We start from the raw sequence: 23,718 nt of genomic DNA, 5'->3' as shown, positions 1-23,718 counted from the left end.
ATAGCTCTTTTTAGTTTATATTCTTTTTATACTTGCTGGATTAATTCCGTAGGCTTGTAATACCGCATCGTAATCATTAAAATCGATTTGTTGCGCACTTCTATTAGAAAAATAACCTGGAATAATTACTATTCTAAAGGTTTGATTTTGTGTCCAAGCTGATGATAAATCAATTAACGGAAAGTTAGCATCTAGAAAAATACTTACGTCATTTCTAGTAAAATCAAAATTATAATCTAATTCTCCTCCATCATTAAAATAGTAGGTTTGAGGCATTAATCTCCAAACATCTTCACCTCCTACAACATCATATAAATGATACACTAAAATCATATCTGATGAATAAATTGGCGTACCTAAATCTACAAAAGTGCTAAAGTTATTTCCTGTATTAAAAGAACGAGTAACTTCAAAAACTTCTGAAATTGTATCATTATCCACATTATCTTGAACTTCATTAACCGTACAACTTTGTAGTGTTATCATCCCGATAAAAGCTATCAATAAAGTAATTTTCTTCATAATCTTAATTTTTTAAATGTTTTCCTATGTAAATATAACCAATTGTTGTGCCAAACTTTTATACAATTAAAAATTAGTATCTTTGAATAGCAATTAAGTCAATAAAATGGGAAGAAATAATCCAAAAAACATCAAAGCACATAACGACAAATTACACAAAGAGCAAGCAAAAGAAAAAGCTAAAAAGAATGCTCGCGCCGAAAAATTGAAAGAAATTGCTAGAAAATTTAACGAATCAAAATCGTAATTATGTCGAATTGTTATTGCGGAAATTCCATTCCTTTTCAAGACTGTTGCGAACCTTATATTAAAGGAATTACAAATGCTTCAACTGCCGAAAAATTAATGCGTTCTCGTTATAGTGCTTTTGCAACTGGTGCGGCTGATTATTTAGTAAACACAACACATATTTCAAAGAGAAGATTCCATAACAAAAAGGATATTTTAGCCTGGAGTCAAGCCAATAAATGGTTAAAATTAGAAGTTTTAGCTTCAACTGAAACTACCGTAACTTTCAAAGCGTATTATTTAGACGAAAATTTAAAAGCACAAGTACATTACGAACACTCTACTTTTAAATTGGAAAATGATAAATGGTTTTATGTAGATGGAGAATATTAAATTCTCTTTTTGATTGGAATCCAAATTTCCTCTTCAGAATCGGGAGCATTATTTTTATATTTTTCTCCTAAAATTTCAAAATGAGGTCGATTATCCAATTCATATTCCGAATTAGGCAACCAAACTCCAAAAATATAACCAAATGTTTCTCTTGCTTTTGAAGCATCTCCAATATGATTGAAAACAGCATACAAACCTTCCTCAACAATTAATGACTGCATTCCTTCAGGAAGAAAATCAAAATCTGATACAGGAACTACAGCCCATTTTACAAATTCAGTTTGCGGATTGAAATCAAAATTTTCGGGATTGATTTGAATGTTGAATAAATCAGTTCCTAAGGCATTTCGAATTTCATTTCGTCTTGGCATAAATTTTCCCCACAATTCTCCTATTCGATAATCTGAATACGAAAATTGACTATTTATTCCGATGAATTTTGTTGTTGGAAATGTTTTAATTATTGGTTGCATTAGGTATGAAATTTATCGTTGGACCAATTTAACGGATTTTGTTCAATATAATTCTGAATATTATCAAATGATTTCGAATCACGAATAATATGATCATGAAATCGGGATTGCCAACCGAAATTGGGGTTGATTTGTCGTGATATTTTGCTAACAATTGATTTATACGAACCTACAATCGATGAAATGGTATTTTTCCCCTGATTTTGAAAACGGGATGAACCTATAATTGTATTGGAATGGATTGTAGAGACAAGGCATTGCCTTGTCTCTACGGATTCGGAAAACGATTCATCATTCGTTTTATCAACAATCAAAATTCCATGAACATGATTTGGCATAACCACAAAATTTCCTAATTCAACCATTGGAAAATGATTGGGTATTTCGTACCAAAATTGTTCTGCCAATTTACCTATCTCAGATAATTGCATAATTCCGTTATTAATATTTCCAAAAAAATGATGTCGATTTTGGGTACAAATGGTGATGAAATAGGCACCATTATTAGAATAATCCCAGGTTTGTAAACGCGCAGAAGATATGCGGTATTTGTTTTTAAATTTATTTTGCATGGCTTTGAATGTTATGATGTTACTAAATAATGAAAATATTTTGGGAATTGGAAATGATTTTGATTTTTTTTGAATTAATTCAAAAAAAAGAGACAAAGCATTGCCTTGTCTCTACAGGAAATATATTTATTTGAAATATTACATATTTCGTCGATACTGACCACCAACCTCAAACAACGCACTTGTAATTTGTCCTAACGAACAAACCTTAGTTGCATCCATTAATTTTTCGAAAATGTTTTGGTTGTTGATGGCTGCATCTTGAATAATATTCAATTGTTCTGCTACTTTTTCTGCACTTGTTTTATGAAGATTGTTTAACATATCAATTTGATATTGTTTTTCTTCTTCAGTTGCACGAATAACCTCAGCTGGAATAACTGTTGGCGAACCTTTAGAACTCAAGAATGTATTTACACCAATAATTGGGAATTCTCCTGTATGTTTTAAAGTTTCGTAATACAATGATTCTTCTTGGATTTTACTTCTTTGGTACATTGTTTCCATTGCACCAAGAACTCCACCACGCTCTGTGATTCTGTCGAATTCTTGTAAAACGGCTTCTTCTACTAAATCCGTTAATTCTTCAATAATGAACGAACCTTGAATAGGGTTTTCGTTTTTCGCTAAACCTAATTCTTTATTAATAATCAACTGAATTGCCATTGCTCTACGCACTGATTCTTCTGTTGGTGTTGTAATCGCTTCGTCATACGCATTCGTGTGTAACGAGTTACAGTTATCGTAAATTGCATATAACGCTTGTAAAGTCGTACGAATGTCATTGAAATCAATCTCTTGTGCGTGTAATGAACGTCCAGAAGTTTGAATGTGGTATTTCAACATTTGTGCTCTTTCGTTAGCTCCGTATTTATTTTTCAATGCTTTCGCCCAAATTTTACGCGCCACACGACCAATTACCGCATATTCCGGATCAATTCCGTTTGAGAAGAAGAACGATAAATTCGGACCGAAATCATTGATGTTCATTCCTCTACTTAAATAGTATTCTACGTAAGTGAAACCATTTGCTAACGTGAAAGCTAACTGCGTAATTGGATTAGCTCCTGCTTCAGCAATATGATATCCAGAAATTGAAACTGAATAGAAATTACGAACATTTTGCTTGATGAAATATTCTTGAACATCACCCATTAAACGTAAAGCAAATTCCGTAGAGAAAATACAAGTATTTTGCGCTTGATCTTCTTTTAAAATATCGGCTTGAACCGTTCCACGAACTTGTGCTAACGTTTTTACTTTGATATCTTGGTAAACGTCTAAAGGTAAAACTTGGTCACCTGTTACTCCTAAAAGCATCAAACCTAAACCATTATTTCCTTCTGGTAAAGCGCCTTGATATCTTGGACGCTCTACTCCTTTTTTCTTGTAAATTTCATTGATTTTAGCTTCAACTTCATCTTGTAAACCATTCTCAATGATATATTTTTCACAGTTTTGATCGATGGCAGCATTCATAAAGAATCCTAACAACATTGGTGCTGGACCATTAATTGTCATCGAAACCGAAGTTAACGGATGACTTAAATCGAAACCTGAATATAATTTCTTAGCGTCGTCTAAACAACAAATCGAAACTCCCGCATTTCCAATTTTCCCATAAATATCTGGTCGAACGTGTGGGTCATTTCCGTATAAAGTTACCGAATCAAAAGCTGTTGATAAACGTTTTGCTGGTAATCCTGCTGACACATAATGGAAACGTTTGTTAGTTCTTTCTGGTCCACCTTCTCCGGCAAACATTCTACTTGGATCTTCTCCTTCGCGTTTGAATGGATATAATCCTGATGCGAATGGGAATTCTCCTGGAACGTTTTCTTGTAAATTCCATTTTAAGATATCGCCCCAAGCTTGGTATTTTGGTAACGCGACTTTTGGAATTTGAGAATGTGATAACGATTCGGTATGCGTTGCAATTTTGATTTCTTTATCACGAACTTTGAAACTGTAAACTGGATTTTTGTATTTGTTTACTTTTTCGTCCCAAGTTAAAATGATTTCCCAGTTGTATGGGTCAAGGTTCATTTTTACTCGGTCGAATTCTTTAGTTAATAACGAAACGAAATCTTTGTTATCAGCAGTAATTTTTAAAGAACTTTCAACAATTCCGGCTTTGTCTAATTGCGGTACATTTCCGTTAACCGATTCAACGGTTTTGAAAATTCCGTATAATTTTTGAGCTACTTCTACCTGAGAAAGTGCTGTTTCATCGTATTTTCTATTGTTTTCTGCAATTTCAGATAAATAACGAGTTCTGTGAGGCGGAATTACGAAAATTTTCTCGCTCATTTCACGTGTAATTTCAAAAGTCGATTTTAAATCCGCTCCAGTTTTCGCTACAATCTTATCCATGATAGATTTGTAAAGCGTATTCATTCCTGGATCGTTGAATTGTGATGCGATAGTTCCAAAAATTGGCATTTTATCGGTATCTACATCCCAAAGATTGTGATTGCGTTGGTATTGTTTTTTCACATCACGAATCGCATCTAAAGCACCACGTTTGTCGAATTTATTTAGCGCTACTAAATCAGCGAAATCCAACATGTCGATTTTTTCTAACTGAGTTGCCGCTCCGAATTCTGGCGTCATTACGTACAAAGAAACATCTGAATGATCCAAAATTTCAGTATCGGATTGTCCGATTCCTGAAGTTTCTAAGATGATCAAATCATATTTGGCCGCTTTCAATACTTGAATCGCTTCCGCTACATATTTCGATAAAGCTAAATTTGATTGACGAGTTGCTAACGAACGCATGTAAACACGTGAATTGTTGATGGCATTCATACGAATTCTATCACCTAATAAAGCACCACCCGTTTTACGTTTTGATGGATCCACCGAAATTAATCCTATCGTTTTTTCAGGGAAATCAATCAAAAATCTTCTTACCAATTCATCTACTAATGATGATTTTCCTGCGCCACCTGTCCCCGTAATACCTAAAACTGGAATTTTTGATGTTTCATTCTTTTGGTGAATTTCATCAAAAACCGATTTTGCAATTTCTGGAAAATTCTCAGCTGCCGAAATCAATCTTGCAATTGCCGTTGGATTTTTCTCTTCGATATGCGATAATTCGCCCGTAAGTTTATCTCCAATTGGATAATCTGAACGTTGTACTAAATCGTTAATCATACCTTGTAATCCTAGAGCACGACCATCATCTGGAGAATAAATTCTTTCGATTCCGTATTCGTGTAATTCTGAGATTTCAGAAGGTAAAATTACACCTCCACCTCCACCAAATATTTTAATGTGACCTGCTCCTTTTTCCTTAAGCAAATCATACATGTATTTGAAATATTCGTTATGACCACCTTGGTAAGATGTCATTGCAATTGCATTAGCATCTTCTTGGATAGCCGTATTTACTACTTCTTCCACACTTCTATCATGTCCAAGGTGAATAACCTCAACACCAGTAGCTTGAATAATTCTACGCATGATATTAATGGCTGCATCGTGTCCATCAAAAAGTGACGCTGCGGTCACAATTCTTACTTTATTTTTAGGAATATAAGGAGTTTGTAGTTCCATGTGTAATTTTTGTTCGTTTTAAAGGGTGCAATTTACGAATTTAATAATTTTATTTCATTCAAATTTTAGAATAAATTCGAATGAAAAATGGCACTATCTTTGTAATTACGTTAACAAAATATAAAACCATGAAAAAAATAATACTTAGTTTATTTGCCTTTAGTTTATTTGGCTGTGCCGAAATGCAACAAGTTTTAGATCAATTACCACAAGGAACTGGCGTTTTGAGTCAGGCAGAAATTGGTAGCGGATTAAAAGAAGCTTTGAATAATGGAATTACCAAGCAAGTTTCAAAATTAACAGCGACAGATGGCTTTTTTAAGAATGAAGCTGTAAAAATTTTATTACCCGAAGAACTTCAAACCGTTGATAAAAAGCTTCGTCAAATAGGAATGAGTAAATTAGCCGATGAAGGTTTAAAAGTCATCAATCGTGCTGCGGAAGATGCTGTTAAAGAAGCGACACCTATTTTTGTGGACGCAGTAAAACAAATGACTTTTAACGACGCCAAAAACATCTTAATGGGTAATGAAAGTTCGGCAACAACATATTTACAAAACACGACTTCAACTGCTTTGTATGCAAAATTTAATCCCGTTATTAAAAATTCGTACACGAAAGTTGGTGCAGATAAAGTTTGGAGTCAAATTATTACCAAATACAATTCGATTCCGTTAGTTAAAAAAGTGAATCCTGATTTAACGGATTACACAACCAACAAAGCAATGGAAGGTGTTTTCAAAATGATTGCTGTAGAAGAGAAAGATATCAGAACTAATTTATCATCCAGAAGTTCTGATTTATTAAAGAAAGTTTTTGCTTTACAAGACAAAAAATAATTGTTTTTATAATTCTTTATTTACAGAAAAAAAGTTTTTGTAAAAATTTAGCAATCAATAACATAAGAATAACACATCCTTAACATTAGAATTCAAAAAATCATCGGATATTTGCATTGTAATAAGAGAAAGTTTCTCATTTAGTTAGGGTTAGTTTAGAAAAAATCACTCCGATGCAAATCGGAGTTTTTTTATACAATAAAGCCGCTAGAAATAGCGGCTTTATTTTTTAGTTTGTATAAGGTGGCTTACATGTTTTATCCAAATGCCTTCTTACTCTATTTGAAGATGAAAAATCTCCAGAGCAACTTGGTATCCCTCTGGTCTCATCATAAGGAGTAGAAAGGTCATCTACTAAAGCGCCAAAATAAGGATAATATGCTGTCTTAGTTTCAGAACCATCTAAATATGTAAAAGATCTTTCAACTTTTGTTAAAACACCATCTCCATCATCGTCAACATCTAAATAATCAGGTCTTCCATCTTCATCTGTATCAATTGGATCTTTACTAAATCTGTCATTATCTAACGGGTCTCCATATTCATCCATTGATAAAATACCATCTCTATCATGATCCATTCTTCTTAAACTAAGCAATTTAAAAGAAAAAATTAATGGTGTATAAGACGAAATTTTTGAAGAACCAGAACTGAAATAACCCAAACCAGAAGGAATAAACATTACACCAGCTCCAAAATTATTAAATGAAATGGTTCCATCTGACATAGCCGTAAAAGTTCCTGTTTTAAATTTTGGTATTACTTCTCCCCAACCTCTAATAACCTCATCCAAAGGAAACCAATATGGAGACTGAGCCTCATCAAAAACAGTTTGCTCATAAGTATCTACACCATCAACAGTCTTTTTAGACACGGTAAAGCCTTTATATGAGACAAAAGAAGAATCTACTCTTGTAACATTTTCACCAACTCCTTCTCTTAAATTTAAATAGTAAATCGTATAAGTTATGTCATGCCTTTTTCTTTGAATTGTATCTAATTCAGGCATATCCCAGATTGGTTGTTGCGAACCACCTTCAGGTATTTGTGTAAAAGTAACGTTATATTCAGAATCTACTGTTGCATAATGTGTATGTAAAAAATCTTCAATTTCAGCTATATCTTCCAAATACACTTCTTCATATGGACGGTCAGGTATGGTAGTAGATTCGTTATCATCTTGACATGAATAAACTCCAACGAATAAACCTAAAACCAGTGCTATTTTAATTAAACTCTTCATTAATTATAATTTTTATGGGCGCAAGATACAATTTTCATTTATTTTTGTAGAAATATTAACATGGTTTTTTGAATTATATTATGCGAATAGACAAACTTTTATGGTGTTTACGTTATTACAAGACTCGAAGCATAGCTACAGAGGCTGTAAAAAAAGGGCATATAACCGTTAATGGTCAGGTAGCAAAGGCTTCTAGAGAGGTTTTTCCGTCTGATAAAATTACATTACGCAAAGACCAAATTAACTTTAAAATAACCATTTTAGACGTTCCGCAAAATCGTTTAGGAGCTAAACTATTGGATATGTATCGAAAAGACGAAACGCCAAAAGAAGCTTTTGAGCATTTAGAATTACTAAAACTTTCTAAAGAACATTACAGAGCCAACGGAACTGGTCGTCCAACTAAAAAAGAACGTAGAGATATAGACGATTATTTAGATGACAATATTGAAACTAAAGAAATTGAATAAAATGAATTACTGGGAAGAACGCTATAAAAAAGGGGAAACAGGTTGGGATGCTGGAACAATAACAACTCCTTTAAAAGAATACATTGATCAATTGACCGATAAAAACATCCAAATTTTAATCCCCGGTGCCGGAAATGGATATGAATTTGACTATTTAGTTGAAAACGGATTTCAAAATGTTTATGTAATCGATATTGCAGAAACTCCTTTAAATAATATTAAAATTAGGAAACCAGAATTTGCTTCACATTTAATTCATTCCGATTTTTTTACTTTAGATAGGAATTTTGATTTAATTCTAGAGCAAACGTTTTTCTGTGCCTTGTCACCTGAAATGCGTCCGCAATATGCAGAAAAAATGGCTTCGCTTTTAAATCCGAAAGGGAAACTTGCTGGATTATTATTTGACTTTCCATTAACTACTGAAGGTCCTCCATTTGGAGGTTCAACATCTGAATATCTGAATTTGTTTTCGGATAAATTTAATATAAAAACGTTAGAAAAAGCACATAATTCAATAAAGCCACGAGAAAATAAGGAACTCTTTTTTATCTTTGAAGTCAAATAACAACACACATGGAAAATATTATTTTAACGCATAAAGAAATTACACACAAAACCAAACGAATTGCTTACCAAATTTACGAAACCTTTGTTAATGAAGAGGAAGTAATTTTGGCTGGAATTGCAAATAACGGCTATATTTTTGCTCAAAAAGTAGCAGCAGAATTGGCACTGATTTCCGATTTAAAAGTGACACTTTGTGAAGTTAAAATCAATAAACAAAACCCACAAGATGTTGTAACCACTTCCTTATCTTCAGAATATTATCAAAACAAAGCTTTAATCTTAATTGATGATGTTTTGAGTTCTGGAACTACCTTAATCTATGGTGTAAAACACTTTTTAGAAGTACCATTAAGCAAATTTAAAACAGCAGTTTTAGTAGACAGAAATCATAAAAAATATCCTGTAAAGGCTGATTTCAAAGGATTATCATTGTCGACTTCCTTACAAGAACACATTCAAGTTGTTTTTGAAGAGAATAACTCTTATGCTTATTTAAGCTAATAAAGCCTTAATTTCATCTGCAATTTGTTCGACCGACTTGTCATCAACAGTAACTATTTTCGTGACCTGATGATAATAAAAGTTTCGGTCGAATAAATGTTTATTGATAAAATCTTTCAAACTAACCTCATCTTGATTGTGAAGCAAAGGACGTTGGGCTTTCTCGTTTATCAATCGACTTACCAATGTATCAACTGAAGCTTTTAAATAAATAGAAAACACATCCTCTTGAAGTAATAATTCATGATTACTGTAATAACAAGGTGTTCCTCCTCCTAAACTTAAAACAAAGTCATTATCTTTCGCTAAAAAGGTTTTCAAAACTTCATTTTCTATTTTACGAAAATAAATTTCACCTTTTGTTTGAAACAATTCAGCAATCGATTTTTGAGTTTCTTTTTCAATTTCTCGATCTAAATCGTAGAAAGGAATTTGAAGCTTTTCCGCTAAAAAAGTACCTATTACCGACTTACCGCAACCCATGTACCCTAATAATATTATTTTCATAAATAAATAATCCCTTATAAATTAAAGGGTTAAGAAATTAATTGTAAAAAAAGACAAATTTATAAGAAATTCCCATTGCAAAATAAATAAATGTTTATATATTTGCACCCGCATTCAAGGAAATAAAATGACTTGGTAGCTCAGCTGGTAGAGCACATCACTTTTAATGATGGGGTCCTGGGTTCGAATCCCAGCCAGGTCACTACATAAAACTTATTTCTTGAACGCATTGACTTGGTAGCTCAGCTGGTAGAGCACATCACTTTTAATGATGGGGTCCTGGGTTCGAATCCCAGCCAGGTCACAAAAAATTTAAAAGACGTTGCAGTGCAACGTCTTTGTTGTTTAAGGCCAAGTGGAGAAACGGTAGACTCGCCATCTTGAGGGGGTGGTGCTCGTAAGGGCGTGAGGGTTCAAATCCCTCCTTGGTCACTTTTAATCTTTAAATAATACGTTTAATGCCATTTTTTAAAGAAATTTTACTTCCAAACAATACTTCTGTTTATTTATGGAAAATAAATGAAGAAATTTCCGATTTAAAACAACATCTTCTTCTTAATGAAATTTCTACCAATCGATTGGTTAAAATGAAATCTGAAAACCATATAAAAGGCTTTTTAGCTGTTAGAAGGCTATTAAATGAAATCAACTATACAGATTCTGATTTATATTATGATTCTTTTGGAAAACCACTTCTAAAGAACGGTAAAAACATATCGATTTCACACTCTCATGAGTTTGCTTGTATAATTATTAGTGATAATAATGTTGGGATTGACATTGAAATGAAGAGCGAAAAAATCCTAAAAAACATTTCTCTTCTCTTTAATGAAGATTTTATTCTGAATACTAAAGAAAATAAGGAAAGTGCAATTACACTAACCACTTTTGCATGGGCAATAAAAGAAGCTTTATTTAAGTTAATTCCAGAAAACGATGTTAGTTTTAAAGAAAACATTTCAATACAACCTTTTCAAGTAAATGCAAATTCATGCATTGCAAATGTTGAGATTAATAACAAAAAAACTAGTTATACAATCCATCTTGAAACCATAGAAAACTATGTTTTAGCTTATGTAATTGAATAAAAAAAAGTTATTTCCTTAAATCTACAAAACGTGTTGGTTTTCTGTTCATCGGATTAAAGACAATTGGATTTAAAATTTCTTTGGAAACAAATTCAATTTTTGGCGTAACACGTAGTTTAGCTCTAAAATGATCTTTAACTTCAGTTAAAAATTCTTCTGTAGGCGAATTAACTGCTATTTTAATTACAATTTCATCCGTACCTAAATCATTGGTATAAATTTGGATTAAGTAATTATCAATAGCTCCAAAATCATTCAATACATCATTCATTGCTGGCGGATACAAAGTAGTGCCTTTGTATTTTATCATTTGCTGTTTTCTTCCTACAACTGGTCCTACACGAAGTGTATTTCTACCACACGCACAAGAGTTTGTATGCAACTTAACGATATCACCTGTTTTAAAGCGAATTAAAGGCATTGCTTCAACGCCAATGGTAGTAATTGTGAGTTCGCCACTTTCTCCTTCTTTAACAGGCTTGTTTTCGTCATCTAAAACTTCAACAATAATCAATTCTGGATGATGATGACCTCCTACTCCATGTTCGCATTCAGTAAAAGCGGTGCTCATTTCGGTAGATGCGTAAGTTGAGAATAATTTAATATTCCATTTACTGGTAATTTTATCTGCTAGAATAGAATTTGAAAAATCTTGATTACGCAACGATTCTCCAATACAAATTGCACCTTTAATTCCTAAATCATTATAATCGATTCCATGAGAATCTGCGTATTCAATAAGTTTTAAAAGAAATGATGGAACTGTAATTAAATACGTTGGCTTGTATTTCAAAATAGAATCCCATTGTAATTCTGGTATGCCTGCTCCTACTCTAATTACGCCAACTTTCATTTTTCTAAGACCAAGAAAGTAAGCTAAACCAGCCATAAACCTTCTGTCCATTGTGGTCATGAGTTGCACAATGTCGCCTTCTTTTATTCCAGCACAATCAAACGAAATGGCTTCATTGTAAGCTAATCTATCTAAATCGTTATCGGTTAATCCAAAAGTTACAGGATCACCTAAAGTCCCAGAAGTTGTTGCAAAATCAATAATTTTATGTGTTGGAACACACAAAAAATCATCATTATTTCGTTGTAAATCTTCCTTAGTTGTTGTTGGAATTTGTTGTAAATCTTCTAACGTATTTATTTTAGAAATATCAATGTTATGCTCTTGAAATAAATTTTGATAATAAACCGAATTTGCACTTACATATTGCAAAACTTCCTGCAATTTCAATTCTTGAAATGCTTTAATTTCAGCTGTTGTTTGTTTTTCAATATGTGGTATCATTTCAGTTTCTTTATTGATTTTTTTAAATATTTTTCAACCTGAACTTTACTTGTTAAGGTCGTAATTTCGCATTGTAAAGCCTTTTCAAATTGAGTTTTAGCTTGACCGAAATCTTTATTGTTGTAAAAGTATAAACCTGCTTTGTAATAAACTACCCAAAAATACGGATTTAAAGACTGATATTCCTTAATTTGATTTGCATCAATGAATTTCTTTTCATTTAAAGCTGAATCCATTTTGGCATCTTCAATTCTAAATTGTTCGTATTTTTTGTATGCTTCTGTTTCTAAAAATGGGTCTTTTGCTATTGATAAATCAGCGCGTTCAAACGATTCAAAGCTATTTTCATCTCTAGTTTCATTGAAAATTTGATTTAAATCGTAACAAACAAATTCGCCTAATTGATATGGATTAGCCGATACCCAAACCAATAATTCCTTTGGTTTAAAGATAATTCCATGATGCGCTAATAACTGATTGAGCGCTTTTTCATTTCCGTATCCAATTTCTTTATCGTTTAAGCCTTTGGTATTTCTTAAAATTTCTGCAGCAATTGTTGGATTAATTTTCGGATTATTATCAAATAATTCCGTCATTTTATCAAATCGATATTTTGAATGACTGTCTCTAATTTGGTCTTTATTTCGTTTATCGTTTTTTAATTCTTCACTTTGAAAATGATTAGAACAAATAATTTGATTGCTATTTGGAACATCAAAAACTCCAAAATTATTAGGCGAAACTTCAATAAGAATTGCTTTGTTATCAGCCGCGCTTCCGACCATTATTGATTCAGAAACAAAAACTTTTCGCTTTTTAGCAATGGCAATGGCCTCTTCAATATTAGTTGCGTATTGTAAAATTTCGCGTGCTAAAACCGAAATAGGTGTTTTGGCAATTAAAGGAATTTTTGATTTTCCTGCATTTATCGTAATCGTTAATCCTTTTGTATTCATTCCCGAAACTGCTCCTGTCATTCCTGCCCAAGTGTATATCATAAACGGATTTCCTTGAGTGGGTTTTATAAAAGCAATTACTTTGTCTTTGGCAAAATCATCTCCGGCATAGAAATCGAAATTTCTTCCTAAAATTAAATTTCCGTCTTCGGATTTTGAATCCCAAGCGGCAAAAGAAGAACAGCCTACTAATGCTAAATCTTGCAAAGCGTGACCAATATCGTGTGCGCCGTGCAAATACAAACTGCGCAAATATGCGGGCGCAATGGCATCAAAATCTTTTGAAGAATATCTTGAATAACCGTAAATTTCTGTTTTGTATTCTTCAGGAATATTTAGATATAACTTTCGATTGTACCATTTTAAAAAGAAACGCAGAAACTTTTGTTTAGATTCTGATGGAACTAAATCTTTGATTTTTGAGAAGAAAATAGTTTCTTGCTTTTTTAATAAAGAATCAGTTAATGCTCCTGAAATTAATCCAACTTGCAATGGATCGCCTTCTACATATAGTTCCCAAAGTTGGTGTTTATTTTTAAGTAACGAATTGTTTCCAGACACAAATAATGTAGCTGCTTTTTTATCTACAACCGGAATTGTTTGGTCATATCCAGCAGTAATTGGTTGATGTTTTAAAGATTTTGAAATTCCGCAAGAAACCATCAATAAAAAAACAACCGCTGAATAAAAAAGAAAAGCAATTCTACTCTTCATAATGCTTACTTCGTTTCTTGATTTATTTTATCTACCAAATATTCTTTCCCAACAATTTCCGAACACGTTAAAACAGCTCCAATAGTAACACCCAAAACACCATGCATATTAATACTTTGCCCTGTTAGATATAAATTGTCTAATTTGGTTTTAGGTGCAATAAACGTTAACATCGGATTATTACAATCTTTAACGTATCCGTACATATTTCCGCTATTTCCACCAATGTAATCTCTGTAAGATAACGGAGTTGAAGTATGAATGGATTGAATGCAACTTCTAATATTTGGAAACTTTATTTCAATTTCGTTTAGAAATTTTTCAGTTTTTTGTGTTTTAAATTCTTCGTAGCTTATTCCTCTATCGCTTTTTTCTGCAGTTGTGTTAAAGGTTTCTTCCCATTCTTTTACATCTTCATATTTCATGTAAGTAATAAAAGTCATTCCTTCTGCCCATTCAACATTTTTTCCTGAGTAATTCATAGAAGCCATATACGCTTTTGGCCAAGAATTTTCATCATATTCGTATGCTGTCCAAACATCATTCGAATTTTTAAAATGATAGTAATTATAATTCAAATATTTGAATGTATTAGGTTTAAAAACAATATATAAACTAAAGGCCGAAATTACGCTTTCTAACTTATCAATTCGCTCATAGTATGATTTTCTAAAATGAGACAACCCAACCATTTTCAAAGTAGCTTTTGGATCTATATTAGAGATAAATAAATCTGCTTTTATTACTTCATTTGCTTTTGTTACTACTGATACTACTTTATTATCTTCAACTTCAAACTTAGCAACATCTTTGTATTTGTAGATTTCGCCACCATACTTTTTAAGTTGCTTGATTAATTGTTTGGTAATTTGACTACCACCATTAACACAACGCCACGAACTTTGTATGTATGAATTTACAGATAACGCATGAACGTAAAAAGGCGATTTATCAGGAATTCCTGCATATAAAAAGTTGGTTCCGGCTAAAACTGCTTGTAATTTTTCGTTTTGAGTAATTTCAGCAATGGAATCTTTGGCATTTAACGTTAATATTTCGCTTTGATATTTACCATCAGCATTTAAATTATAAAGTGGAAAAGTATCACAAACGTCTACTACTAATTTGCAATATTTTTCTAAAGCTTCTTTTTCATCAGGAAAACTTTTAAGCAATTGATTTACAAAATTTTCATAACCTTGCGCATGCGGATATTCTTCATTTGAATCTTCAAAAGAAATAACATCAAATGCATCTTCATCCATTTTGTGCAATCGTAGTTCATCCATTATACCTAAGTACTTGAAGTATTTGTACAAATTTTGACCTTCGGATAAACCTCCGATGTAATGAATTCCGGTATCAAAAATGGTTTTATCGCGCACAAAAGTTTGCAAATTTCCACCAAACTGATTGTTCTTTTCTAAGACACAAACTTTGTATCCTTCTTTTGCTAAGATAATAGATGAAACTAATCCGCCTAAACCACTTCCTACAATTACTATGTCGTATTTATCTTTCACTTATCTTATTTTTTTAAAACAATAATTTTATCATCGTTTGAACTAATTTTAAAACCAGTTTGTTCAAATTTATGCAATAATATAGAACAATTGAACAAAATTACGGTTTGAAAATTATTTACGCTATTCAGAATGTTTTCAAAATTAAAATCTGGATTAGAAATTAATAACGTATCATTAATACTTGTATCCATATTATCAACATAGTTGATGTTGTATTTTTTTACCAAATAATTTGAACTTGCAATTTCTCTTTTTTCTATGTCTAAAATAAAAGATTTTACTTTTCTTTTAGGTTCTTGCATACTTAAAAGAAAATCCATTTGACCATAATCTGAAGCTATATGAACTACTTTTGCTTCTGGATTAATATACGAATTTAGCTTATAATAATTGCTCTTATTCGCTGAAAAATCTGATTTTACTTCCGAAATAATTTCTCTTTCTTTATATAAGAAACTTAGAAACAATTTATTTTCAAAATAGTTTTCGTCTTCAAATTCTGAACGTAATTTATTGAATTCGGTTCTAAAATATTTATTGATAGCTTTTGTTCGTTGCGAATAATTTTCACCGAAAGATGTATCATCTGCTTTTATTCTTTTATCAATTACAACGGTTATGCTTTCGTCGTAAATAATATGATCACCTTTTGGTAAAGTTTCTGAATTTCCGTGAATGTAAACAGGTAAAACATCAATATTAAAATGTTCGGCTAAATAGAACGCTCCTTTATAAAAACGTCCAATTTCATTCGTACTCGAACGTGTTCCTTCAGGAAAAATCATTAACGAATAGCCTTTTTCGATTTTATCTCGCAAATGTTCCACACTTCCTTCAATTCCTTGCGATGCTGGATAATAACCCGCTAATTTTACAACTCTTCCAAATATTGGCGAATTATAAACCCAATCATTCACTAAATAAATCATTTTTGGTGTTATCATTCCAACTGCTAAAATATCTAAAAACGAAGTATGATTTGAAATGATAACTGCTGGTTTGCTAAAATCTTCATTATAATTATTCACAATTTTTTTCTTCACAAAAGGATTAGAATATAAAACCGATTTCATGAAATTGGATATAATTATTCTAAACCACATCATTTTCTTTTCTTTGTTAACAGGAATTAAGAAAAGAATAATTTTCCCAATTAACGAAAAAAACAATCCACCTAAACCGTAATATAAAAACGATAAAGTTGAATGTACTAACAATCGCAACGATATAGGTGATTTCCCTTTTTTTACCCGATTAAAAAAGCAAATACGGAATAATATTGGATAGAAAATAAACGTAATTAACAACGCAGCAAAAACACCAATTAACGAAACTGATGAAATTGATTTTAAAGCAGGATGTTTTGCAAAAACCAAAGCTCCAATAGCCAAAATGGTAGTTAAAGCTGCTAAAATGATAGAAGTTCTATACGTTGGCATTTCGTTTTTACCTGTTGTATATTCTTTTTGTAAAGCGCTAGTCATGAAAATACTAAAATCGACACCATGACCAAAAATTAGCGTACAAACGATTGTACTGAAAATGTTCAGCTGAATGTCAAAAAACCACATTACACCTGCTGTTACAACACCTGTTAATACAATTGGAATTGTACTTACTATAACTAATTCTGCTCTTCTAAAAAATACAAAAAGAATCAAAACAACGGCAATAAAAGAATAGTTTACCAATGAATTAAAATCGTCTCGAAGTTTACCTAAAAACGTTTCATTCATTTGTTGCCTGTCAATTGCTAAAACATTGGATTTACTATCAATTGAATTCACAAATTTATCGCGTTGCTTGTCAGAAACTTTTGCAACTGAAGTTATCGTATAAAATCCGTTTTTAGAAGCAACGAATTCATCTAAAAAAAGTGCATTTAATTGTTTGTAATCTTCAAAACTTAATAATTCAAATTTTTGATTTAACAAATCGTAAAAACTTTGATGCATAGTTGGCTTAAAACCAATCTCATTTCCGTTAGAAACAAGTGCATTTTGAACAAATTGTTTTTTATTTTCTGTCCAGAAACTATTCCACAATTGTAGTTTTTCAGTTTGAGCTTCTTTAGATAAAACAATTCCGCCAATAGAACTAAAGTTGATTATCTTGTTCTCTGATTTTTCAAGTGTAAGTTTATCAAAAAGTTTGCTGTTATTTTGAATGGCTTCTTCAATAGAATTTCCATAAGCAGCTAAATAAATAGATTTTGAAGTTAGATTGGTTCGTTTTTCAAGCTTTTCTTCTGTTTTCTTAATTTCATCTGGAATAAAATTTAATTCTGATAAATTGTTGTTGAAAGAAACTTTTCCAAACGTAAAAAACGAAATGATAATAACAACAGTTGTTATACCAATTAAAATCTTATTGTTTTCAAAAGAAAAAGCCGCTAATTTATCGAGTACATTTTCCTTTGGAATTGTATTGTTTTTAGGTTTATACAAATGTGGAATTAGTAAAAGAGAGAAAAAAGCAGATACAACAACGCTAATTGCTGCAAAAATTCCTAAATCTTTTAATGCTTCTGAATTTACAAAAAGTAAACATAAAAATGCCACAGCTGTAGTTGTACTACTCATTACTAATGGCATTGTAATATCTTTATAAACGGTTTTTAAATCGTTATTATTCTTATAATGCGTGAGAATGTGAAGCGAATAATCGATTGTAACTCCTAACAAAACGGCTCCAACACTTAACGAAATTGCAGAAATAGTTCCTCTAATAAAATACAAGCAAGCAATTGCCGTAACTACTCCAAAAATGGTTGGAATAAAAATAATAACCGGAATAAGTAATTTTCGATAAAAGACAATTAGAATAAGCATTAAAGTTCCTAATGAAACTAAAATGGTAGTCAAAATATCGGTTTTAATTTGCTTAGCATTTGCAACTGCAATGAATGAAGAACCAAAATAGTCTAAAGTAACTTTACCTCTATTTACTTCATTGAATTTTGATTTTATTTGGTTTAATTCATCAACAAATAGCGTGTTTTTTTCTGTTTCGCTTCCGCTTAATTTTGGATTGATAAATAGTAAAAGTGTGGATTCGTCTTTTGTGATTATGAATCCATCTTTTAAAATAAAATCATCGCCAATGCTTAATTGCTGAAGCTTTTTTAGTGCGATGAACGAAATTCCTAAAGGATCGTTCACGATGAAATCTTTTGCAATTATTCCGGTTGGAGAAATTAAAGTTCTATAATTGCTTTCAACTTGTTTCGAAATGCTATCGTTGGTTAACTTTTTATCTAAAGTTGCATAGTCGTTTTCATCTAAAAAGTAAGGCAAGTTTTGGTAAACAAAATCAAAAGTTTGTTGAATATTCTCATCGTCAACCTTTCCTTGAATATTTTTTATGTAAGGTTCGCACGTGTGTAAACTATCAATAAAATCAGTAGCGGTTTGCGTTAAATCATCAATTGAGCCATTTTTATCTTTTTCAATAATGACAGTAATTTTATCCGAAAAATTTAATTGTTTTAAAACTTTTGCGGCAACATCTGCGTTTTCGTTTTTTGGAATAATTCGGGTAATATCTTCTTCAAATCTAATTTTTGAAGCAAAAAAACCAAACACTATTAAAAACAAAAATGCCGTTGCTAATGAGAGCAATCTATTATTCTGAACAAAATAATGAACCCTAATAAAAAACTTGTGCATTTTAATTTTATTTTTTTGATTTTCCCGTCAGCGAAAGTAAGAAATAACTAGAAAATCCGAAAACAAATGCTGTAATTGTAGCTAAAATAAAACTTCCAACAAGGTATTGAGTTGTGTGATTTTTAATCATTTCAAAAGAAAATTCTTGATTTTCGTTAAAAAACACATCACCTCCAACAAAATAAGAACCTATTTGTAAAGATGCGAAAATAATAAAAGGAATCATGGGTGGAATACTAATATTAGAAAAGGTAAACGCTAATATTTTATTCCATCGAAATAAAACTGCAAAAAAGATAACTAAGACAGTTTGAAATCCCCAAAAGGGTGCAATTCCAATGAAAACTCCTAATGCAATTGACAATGATTTTACTAAATTAGAATCGTTACTTTCTAAAATTTCATCTTGTATGAATTGCTTTATTTTTTTTTTTTGGAAACTTCTAAAAAAATCTCTTGGTTTAATATATAAAAGGGTTATTAGCACTAAAACGGTGTTTAGAATACTAATTCTTGTAAAATCTTTAAAAGGTCTAAAATGCGTTACGCGTTCGGTTGGATCGTATAAAATTTTTACAGGAATATTTTTCACGACAGCACCTTTCCATGCAGAACGAACAATAACTTCGATTTCAAACTCAAATTTTTTGGTAAAATATTTCTTTGGAATGTGTAATAACGGATACAATCGATAACCTGATTGAGTGTCTTCTAATTGAATTCCGGTTTCAAACCAAAACCAAAAGTTAGAAAATTTATTCCCAAAACTACTTTTCTTTGGTACGCCTTCTTGATTCATATTTCGGCTACCAATTAGTAAAATATTACTATCGCTTTTTTCTAATTCCTCTAAAAAAACAGGAATATCATCAGGAAAATGTTGTCCGTCTGAATCTATTGTAATGGCATAATGAAATCCGTTTTCAATTGCTTTTTTAAATCCTAATCGGAGTGCGTTTCCTTTTCCTTGATTTTTGGGAATTGAAATAGAATCTATAGTAGCATATGAATTTATAATTTCAGAAGTGCTATCAGTAGAACCATCATTCACAACAATGACATTTGTTGTATATTGTAATACACCATCTATAACTCTTTTTAAAGTTTTGTGGTTATTATAAGTTGGAATAATAACACAAACCTTTTTTAGATTCATTGTTTCTGAAATAGTAGAATTTGAAAGCATTCTATTTTTTTAATTGTTGTTTTTCAGCTTCCGTAAAAACTTTTGACTGATTTACAAAATCTCGTATATATTCTTTTAAATCAACTGATTGCTTGTTAAACAAAAGTACAATTTGTTTTTTATCAGCTTCAATATTTCCTTTGTACTTAAGTATTTTTGGTGTATTTTCTTGAATACTTAACCGAATCAAACGCGCTTCAATATTATTGGGATTCGATTTAATTACCGATTCTAAAATAGTAATTCCTTTGATAAACTCTTCTTTCTTTTGTTTAATTCCAGTTGTATGTTTTGCTTTTAAAGCTATTGAAGCTCCTTTATAAGCTAATAAAGTTTCATCATTTTTTGAATAATTACTCATAAAATCATGGAACTTCATCGCATTGGTTTTAGAAACCGAAGATTCAACATACATTTTTCTAATGTCTGTTACATTATAACTTTGAAATGAAAAGAAAGTTATTAAAAATACTATTGATGAAATTAGTTTCAAGAAGCTATTTTTTTATAGGTATTTGAAAGTTTTAAAGCTACAGTTTCGTCAAAACTTGTAGTGTTTTTTACTTTTATTTCTGAAGCTTCATTTTCAGAAATTTCTAAATCTAAAGTTAGTTTAGCATTAACTTCTGGATTAATTAATGCCATAAACTTTACGTTTGATGTGCTCACCATAGTTAAAGAAACTTTCAAAATACTTTCTGTTATTTCTTTAATTATTTGCATCATACAAACTCCTGGTGTTACAGGATTTCCTGGAAAATGTCCTTTAAAAATGGCGTGATCTTTATTTAATGTTATTGAAGCAATATATTTCCCTTCGCTAACTGAATTTAATGTATCTACGCTATAAAAATCCTGTAACAACATAAGTTTTGTATTATTATTTTACGTCAAATTTATAAAATCCTCCAACAGAAAACACAACATTTGTATGATTTCCATCAGAATAATCTAATACAGGTACAATTCCTTTTTTAATTCTTGCTTCAACTCCAAAATTTGGTGTAATATCATATCCTAAACCTAAGAAGAATGCTAAATCTATATCAGCATCCGTGTCAAAATTTTGATCAACTAAAAATTCAAATGTTGGTCCAACGTGAACGTTAAGTTTATTAAAGGTAAATTTATTAGCAATTCCAACTGCTAAATAAGATACTTCTAAATCTGTAGATTGGTTTCTCATTAAAGCTTCATCATAGTAATCGTATTTTGAACCTTGTCTTGAATAGTTAATTTCTGGTTGTAATGAATAATATTTTGTAAGTTTCAAATCACCAAAAAAACCAACATAAAAATCTGTTCTTGAACCAAAATCTCTATTGCTAGTAAATCCATCATTGTAATAAGCATCATCTCCTTTTGAGAAGTGAGAAACATTTAAACCTGCTCTAAATCCTGGCTTAAAAGAAACTTGTGCGTTACTAAAAGTTACACATCCAAATAAAATGGCTAATAAATAAAATGCTTTTTTCATGTTAATTGTTTATTTGATTAAAATCTATTTTAAGTTTAATGTTATTATGTTGAATATTGATATTTTCTGCAAAAGTAGTTTTTTTTGGGTTAAATGTAAAAATAACCTTTTCCTTTCTTTTATTCGTTTTAATTATCTTGGTTAAGTTGCTTGAAACCTCATCAAAATAGTAATATGCATTGTTTTCTGTTTGATAAATTACTTCTTTATTTCTTTTATAAGTTTTGAAGACTTTACTATTCACTTGTAACAACGTTCTAAAGTCGTCTCTTAGTGTATTGAGGATTATTTTTTTATCTAGATTATCAATTACAAAATTTACTTTAAAACTGTTTTCAGAAACTTCAAAATCTAATAGTTTATTTCCAAAATCAGTTGTTAAAACCATTCTGTGGATGGTATCGTTAATTCGTTTTGCAATGAAAATTCCGCCCATTTTGTTTCCATAAATCTCGATGTGTGTTTTATAGACATAATCTAATGAAACATCCGAAAAATATTGATTTTGAACAAATTGCAAAGAATTATCTACAGAAACAGCATCTTTTATTTGATACGATTTACATGAAATAAACAGGCTAAAGAAAGCACTAATTAGTAAATACCGAATCATCAATTTTTGTATTAATTACTTTATTTTTGAATATAATTTTTGTGTAATCTCCAGATGATTCAATTAATTTAACTTCAGAAACCGTAGCATCTTTTAAAGGAAAATACAAATCAATTTGTTTAATCATCTTTTTTATCGAGGCAGTTTTTGGAATCAATTTAGTGATGTAATGTTCCTTAGTTTTGAAATACGAAATATCAAATTCTTTATCGTCAAACATATTACCGCTAACGCTTCCTACGATAAGTTTATTGATTTTCTCAAAAATTTTACTTTTTGCATCAACCGTACTTTTATTGCCTTGATCATTTATATAGACTTTATTATTCTTAAAAATAATACTATATTGGTAAGGCTTTGTGTATTGCCAATTTAACAAATTCGGAGATTTGAAGTACATTTTTCCAGAAGTTTCAATGTCTTTCGTTAAAAAATCCATATGTTTTATTTGAACAAAATCAGTTTTAATTGTTTTAATATTTTTTGACTGATTCTCTATCGTTTCTTTAAATTTAACTATTTCCTGAGCCGACATTTTTTGCTCTTGTGCGTTCATTTTAAAGCTACAAATTAAAATAATCAGCACTAAAAATTTAGTTTTCATAAGCAGAGATTTCTAATAATTCTTCAATTGTTACTGTTTGATAACCTTCTGATTGCAAAAATAGCAATAACTGTTCCAAAACAGATACAGTTTTAGCAGAAGTATCATGTAATAGAATAATTCCTCCTGGTTTTAATCTGTTTTTAATTCGATTTAAAATAGCATTTTCACTTTCAATAACAGTATCTAATGAGCGAATATTCCAACCTACAACTATTTGATTTGTTTTAACAACAGCTCTTGCTATATTAGGATTTGTAACTCCAAAAGGCGGTCTAAAAAGTCTAACTTTTTTATTAACGAGTTTCGATACTAAAATATTGGTTTGTTCAATTTCTGAAACCATTTTTTGGGTAGAAAAAAAACCATTCCATTTAGAATGCGAGTAGGAATGATTTCCTATAATATGACCTTCGTTTAAAATGCGTTTAAGAATTTCAGGATGTTTTTCAATTTGTTTCCCAATGCAAAAAAAAGTGGCTTTTGCATTGTATTCCATTAAAACATCTAAAATTTCAGGAGTTTTTTCATGCGGACCATCGTCAAATGTAATGGCTATATTTTTTTTATTAGTAGCATTACTTTTGCAAATAGCTTTAGTAAAATAGTTCAATCTTATATCAAAAGCACCCCAAGTTGTTATGGCTAAAAAAGACAAAAAAAGTAAAACATAAAAAAGTATACTTGCTTTAGTGAAAAACAAAATA

24 protein-coding genes and 3 tRNA genes are annotated in these 23,718 nt (G+C 30.8%); 10 read left to right on the top strand and 17 right to left on the bottom strand.

Features of this window, described 5'->3' with window-relative positions; translation table 11 throughout:
- Positions 1–15: 15 nt before the first annotated feature.
- Complete coding sequence (locus B0I03_RS00810) at positions 16–522, bottom strand: hypothetical protein (RefSeq protein WP_111565588.1); 507 nt, start codon at positions 520–522, stop codon at positions 16–18.
- Positions 523–628: 106 nt separating this feature from the next.
- Here B0I03_RS00810 and B0I03_RS13175 point away from each other — a divergent pair, with 106 nt between their 5' ends.
- Together B0I03_RS13175 and B0I03_RS00805 are read left to right on the top strand one after the other, a co-directional pair.
- Positions 629–769, top strand: coding sequence for a hypothetical protein (locus tag B0I03_RS13175; protein WP_181452314.1), 141 nt, complete (start codon positions 629–631; stop codon positions 767–769).
- Positions 770–771: 2 nt separating this feature from the next.
- The gene (locus tag B0I03_RS00805) at positions 772–1,143 is read left to right on the top strand and encodes a YchJ family protein (RefSeq protein ID WP_111565587.1); all 372 of its coding nucleotides are present in this window, start codon (positions 772–774) and stop codon (positions 1,141–1,143) included.
- Here the strand turns inward: B0I03_RS00805 and B0I03_RS00800 are convergent.
- From B0I03_RS00800 to B0I03_RS00790, 3 genes are all read right to left on the bottom strand, one after another.
- A complete protein-coding gene (locus B0I03_RS00800; RefSeq protein WP_111565586.1) occupies positions 1,140–1,616 on the bottom strand; it encodes a GyrI-like domain-containing protein in 477 nt (158 codons plus the stop codon). The two genes, B0I03_RS00805 and B0I03_RS00800, sit on opposite strands and share 4 nt — an antisense overlap.
- The gene (locus tag B0I03_RS00795) at positions 1,616–2,188 is read right to left on the bottom strand and encodes a transposase (protein WP_111565585.1); all 573 of its coding nucleotides are present in this window, start codon (positions 2,186–2,188) and stop codon (positions 1,616–1,618) included. The genes B0I03_RS00800 and B0I03_RS00795 overlap by 1 nt, the downstream gene beginning before the upstream one ends.
- A gap of 138 nt (positions 2,189–2,326) precedes the next feature.
- Positions 2,327–5,752: a methylmalonyl-CoA mutase family protein gene (locus B0I03_RS00790; protein ID WP_111565584.1), complete on the bottom strand. Its 3,426-nt coding sequence runs from the start codon at positions 5,750–5,752 to the stop codon at positions 2,327–2,329.
- Between the two features lie 128 nt (positions 5,753–5,880).
- On the opposite strand from B0I03_RS00790, the gene B0I03_RS00785 reads away from it, so the two are divergent.
- Positions 5,881–6,591 (top strand): DUF4197 domain-containing protein, encoded by a 711-nt coding sequence (locus B0I03_RS00785; protein ID WP_111565945.1) that lies wholly within the window; start codon positions 5,881–5,883, stop codon positions 6,589–6,591.
- 229 nt (positions 6,592–6,820) lie between these two features.
- Here the strand turns inward: B0I03_RS00785 and B0I03_RS00780 are convergent, their stop codons facing one another.
- On the bottom strand, positions 6,821–7,834 hold the full coding sequence (locus B0I03_RS00780) for an FKBP-type peptidyl-prolyl cis-trans isomerase (RefSeq protein ID WP_111565583.1): 1,014 nt from the start codon (positions 7,832–7,834) through the stop codon (positions 6,821–6,823).
- Positions 7,835–7,914: 80 nt separating this feature from the next.
- On the opposite strand from B0I03_RS00780, the gene B0I03_RS00775 reads away from it, so the two are divergent.
- The 3 genes from B0I03_RS00775 to B0I03_RS00765 are packed head-to-tail and all read left to right on the top strand — an operon-like array spanning position 7,915 to position 9,375.
- On the top strand, positions 7,915–8,304 hold the full coding sequence (locus B0I03_RS00775; RefSeq protein ID WP_111565582.1) for an RNA-binding S4 domain-containing protein: 390 nt from the start codon (positions 7,915–7,917) through the stop codon (positions 8,302–8,304).
- Position 8,305: 1 nt separating this feature from the next.
- Complete coding sequence (locus tag B0I03_RS00770; RefSeq protein ID WP_111565581.1) at positions 8,306–8,872, top strand: methyltransferase domain-containing protein; 567 nt, start codon at positions 8,306–8,308, stop codon at positions 8,870–8,872.
- A gap of 8 nt (positions 8,873–8,880) precedes the next feature.
- A complete protein-coding gene (locus tag B0I03_RS00765; RefSeq protein ID WP_111565580.1) occupies positions 8,881–9,375 on the top strand; it encodes a phosphoribosyltransferase family protein in 495 nt (164 codons plus the stop codon).
- Here the strand turns inward: B0I03_RS00765 and B0I03_RS00760 are convergent.
- Entirely contained in the window at positions 9,367–9,882 is a 516-nt protein-coding gene (locus B0I03_RS00760) for a shikimate kinase (protein WP_111565579.1), read from the bottom strand. The genes B0I03_RS00765 and B0I03_RS00760 overlap by 9 nt on opposite strands.
- A gap of 129 nt (positions 9,883–10,011) precedes the next feature.
- Here B0I03_RS00760 and B0I03_RS00755 point away from each other — a divergent pair.
- The 4 genes from B0I03_RS00755 to B0I03_RS00740 all read left to right on the top strand — a co-directional run bounded on the left by B0I03_RS00755 (position 10,012) and on the right by B0I03_RS00740 (position 10,970).
- Positions 10,012–10,084, top strand: a tRNA-Lys gene (locus B0I03_RS00755).
- A gap of 29 nt (positions 10,085–10,113) precedes the next feature.
- Positions 10,114–10,186, top strand: a tRNA-Lys gene (locus tag B0I03_RS00750).
- A 45-nt stretch (positions 10,187–10,231) separates the two neighbouring features.
- Positions 10,232–10,314, top strand: a tRNA-Leu gene (locus B0I03_RS00745).
- Between the two features lie 26 nt (positions 10,315–10,340).
- Positions 10,341–10,970 carry a 4'-phosphopantetheinyl transferase family protein gene (locus B0I03_RS00740; protein ID WP_111565578.1) on the top strand — a complete coding sequence of 210 codons (630 nt, stop codon included), beginning with the start codon at positions 10,341–10,343 and terminating at the stop codon, positions 10,968–10,970.
- A gap of 7 nt (positions 10,971–10,977) precedes the next feature.
- On the opposite strand, the gene B0I03_RS00735 is transcribed toward B0I03_RS00740, so the two are convergent.
- The 11 genes from B0I03_RS00735 to B0I03_RS00685 all read right to left on the bottom strand — a co-directional run bounded on the left by B0I03_RS00735 (position 10,978) and on the right by B0I03_RS00685 (position 23,624).
- Positions 10,978–12,267: a phenylacetate--CoA ligase family protein gene (locus tag B0I03_RS00735; RefSeq protein ID WP_111565577.1), complete on the bottom strand. Its 1,290-nt coding sequence runs from the start codon at positions 12,265–12,267 to the stop codon at positions 10,978–10,980.
- Positions 12,264–13,937, bottom strand: a complete 1,674-nt coding sequence (locus tag B0I03_RS00730) for a C45 family autoproteolytic acyltransferase/hydolase (RefSeq protein WP_111565576.1) — start codon at positions 13,935–13,937, stop codon at positions 12,264–12,266. The genes B0I03_RS00735 and B0I03_RS00730 overlap by 4 nt, the downstream gene beginning before the upstream one ends.
- 5 nt (positions 13,938–13,942) lie before the next feature.
- Complete coding sequence (locus B0I03_RS00725) at positions 13,943–15,460, bottom strand: phytoene desaturase family protein (RefSeq protein WP_111565575.1); 1,518 nt, start codon at positions 15,458–15,460, stop codon at positions 13,943–13,945.
- Between the two features lie 5 nt (positions 15,461–15,465).
- On the bottom strand, positions 15,466–19,131 hold the full coding sequence (locus B0I03_RS00720; protein WP_111565574.1) for an MMPL family transporter: 3,666 nt from the start codon (positions 19,129–19,131) through the stop codon (positions 15,466–15,468).
- 7 nt (positions 19,132–19,138) lie between these two features.
- Entirely contained in the window at positions 19,139–20,287 is a 1,149-nt protein-coding gene (locus B0I03_RS00715; protein WP_245902896.1) for a DUF2062 domain-containing protein, read from the bottom strand.
- 31 nt (positions 20,288–20,318) lie between these two features.
- Entirely contained in the window at positions 20,319–20,732 is a 414-nt protein-coding gene (locus tag B0I03_RS00710; RefSeq protein ID WP_111565572.1) for a hypothetical protein, read from the bottom strand.
- 74 nt (positions 20,733–20,806) lie between these two features.
- Positions 20,807–21,184: a hotdog family protein gene (locus B0I03_RS00705; protein WP_111565571.1), complete on the bottom strand. Its 378-nt coding sequence runs from the start codon at positions 21,182–21,184 to the stop codon at positions 20,807–20,809.
- 13 nt (positions 21,185–21,197) lie between these two features.
- Positions 21,198–21,794: an outer membrane beta-barrel protein gene (locus B0I03_RS00700; protein ID WP_111565570.1), complete on the bottom strand. Its 597-nt coding sequence runs from the start codon at positions 21,792–21,794 to the stop codon at positions 21,198–21,200.
- A gap of 1 nt (position 21,795) precedes the next feature.
- Complete coding sequence (locus tag B0I03_RS00695; RefSeq protein ID WP_111565569.1) at positions 21,796–22,407, bottom strand: hypothetical protein; 612 nt, start codon at positions 22,405–22,407, stop codon at positions 21,796–21,798.
- Positions 22,385–23,011, bottom strand: a complete 627-nt coding sequence (locus B0I03_RS00690; RefSeq protein ID WP_111565568.1) for a LolA family protein — start codon at positions 23,009–23,011, stop codon at positions 22,385–22,387. Before B0I03_RS00690 ends, B0I03_RS00695 begins: the two co-directional genes overlap by 23 nt.
- A complete protein-coding gene (locus B0I03_RS00685; protein ID WP_245902894.1) occupies positions 23,001–23,624 on the bottom strand; it encodes a polysaccharide deacetylase family protein in 624 nt (207 codons plus the stop codon). Before B0I03_RS00685 ends, B0I03_RS00690 begins: the two co-directional genes overlap by 11 nt.
- Between the last annotated feature and the right edge of the window lie 94 nt (positions 23,625–23,718).

The organism is Flavobacterium aquaticum, from assembly GCF_003259835.1.
Taxonomy (GTDB): Bacteria; Bacteroidota; Bacteroidia; order Flavobacteriales; family Flavobacteriaceae; genus Flavobacterium; species Flavobacterium aquaticum.
Note: the sequence above shows the minus strand (reverse complement) of the source record. Positions and strands in the feature narration are given on the sequence as shown.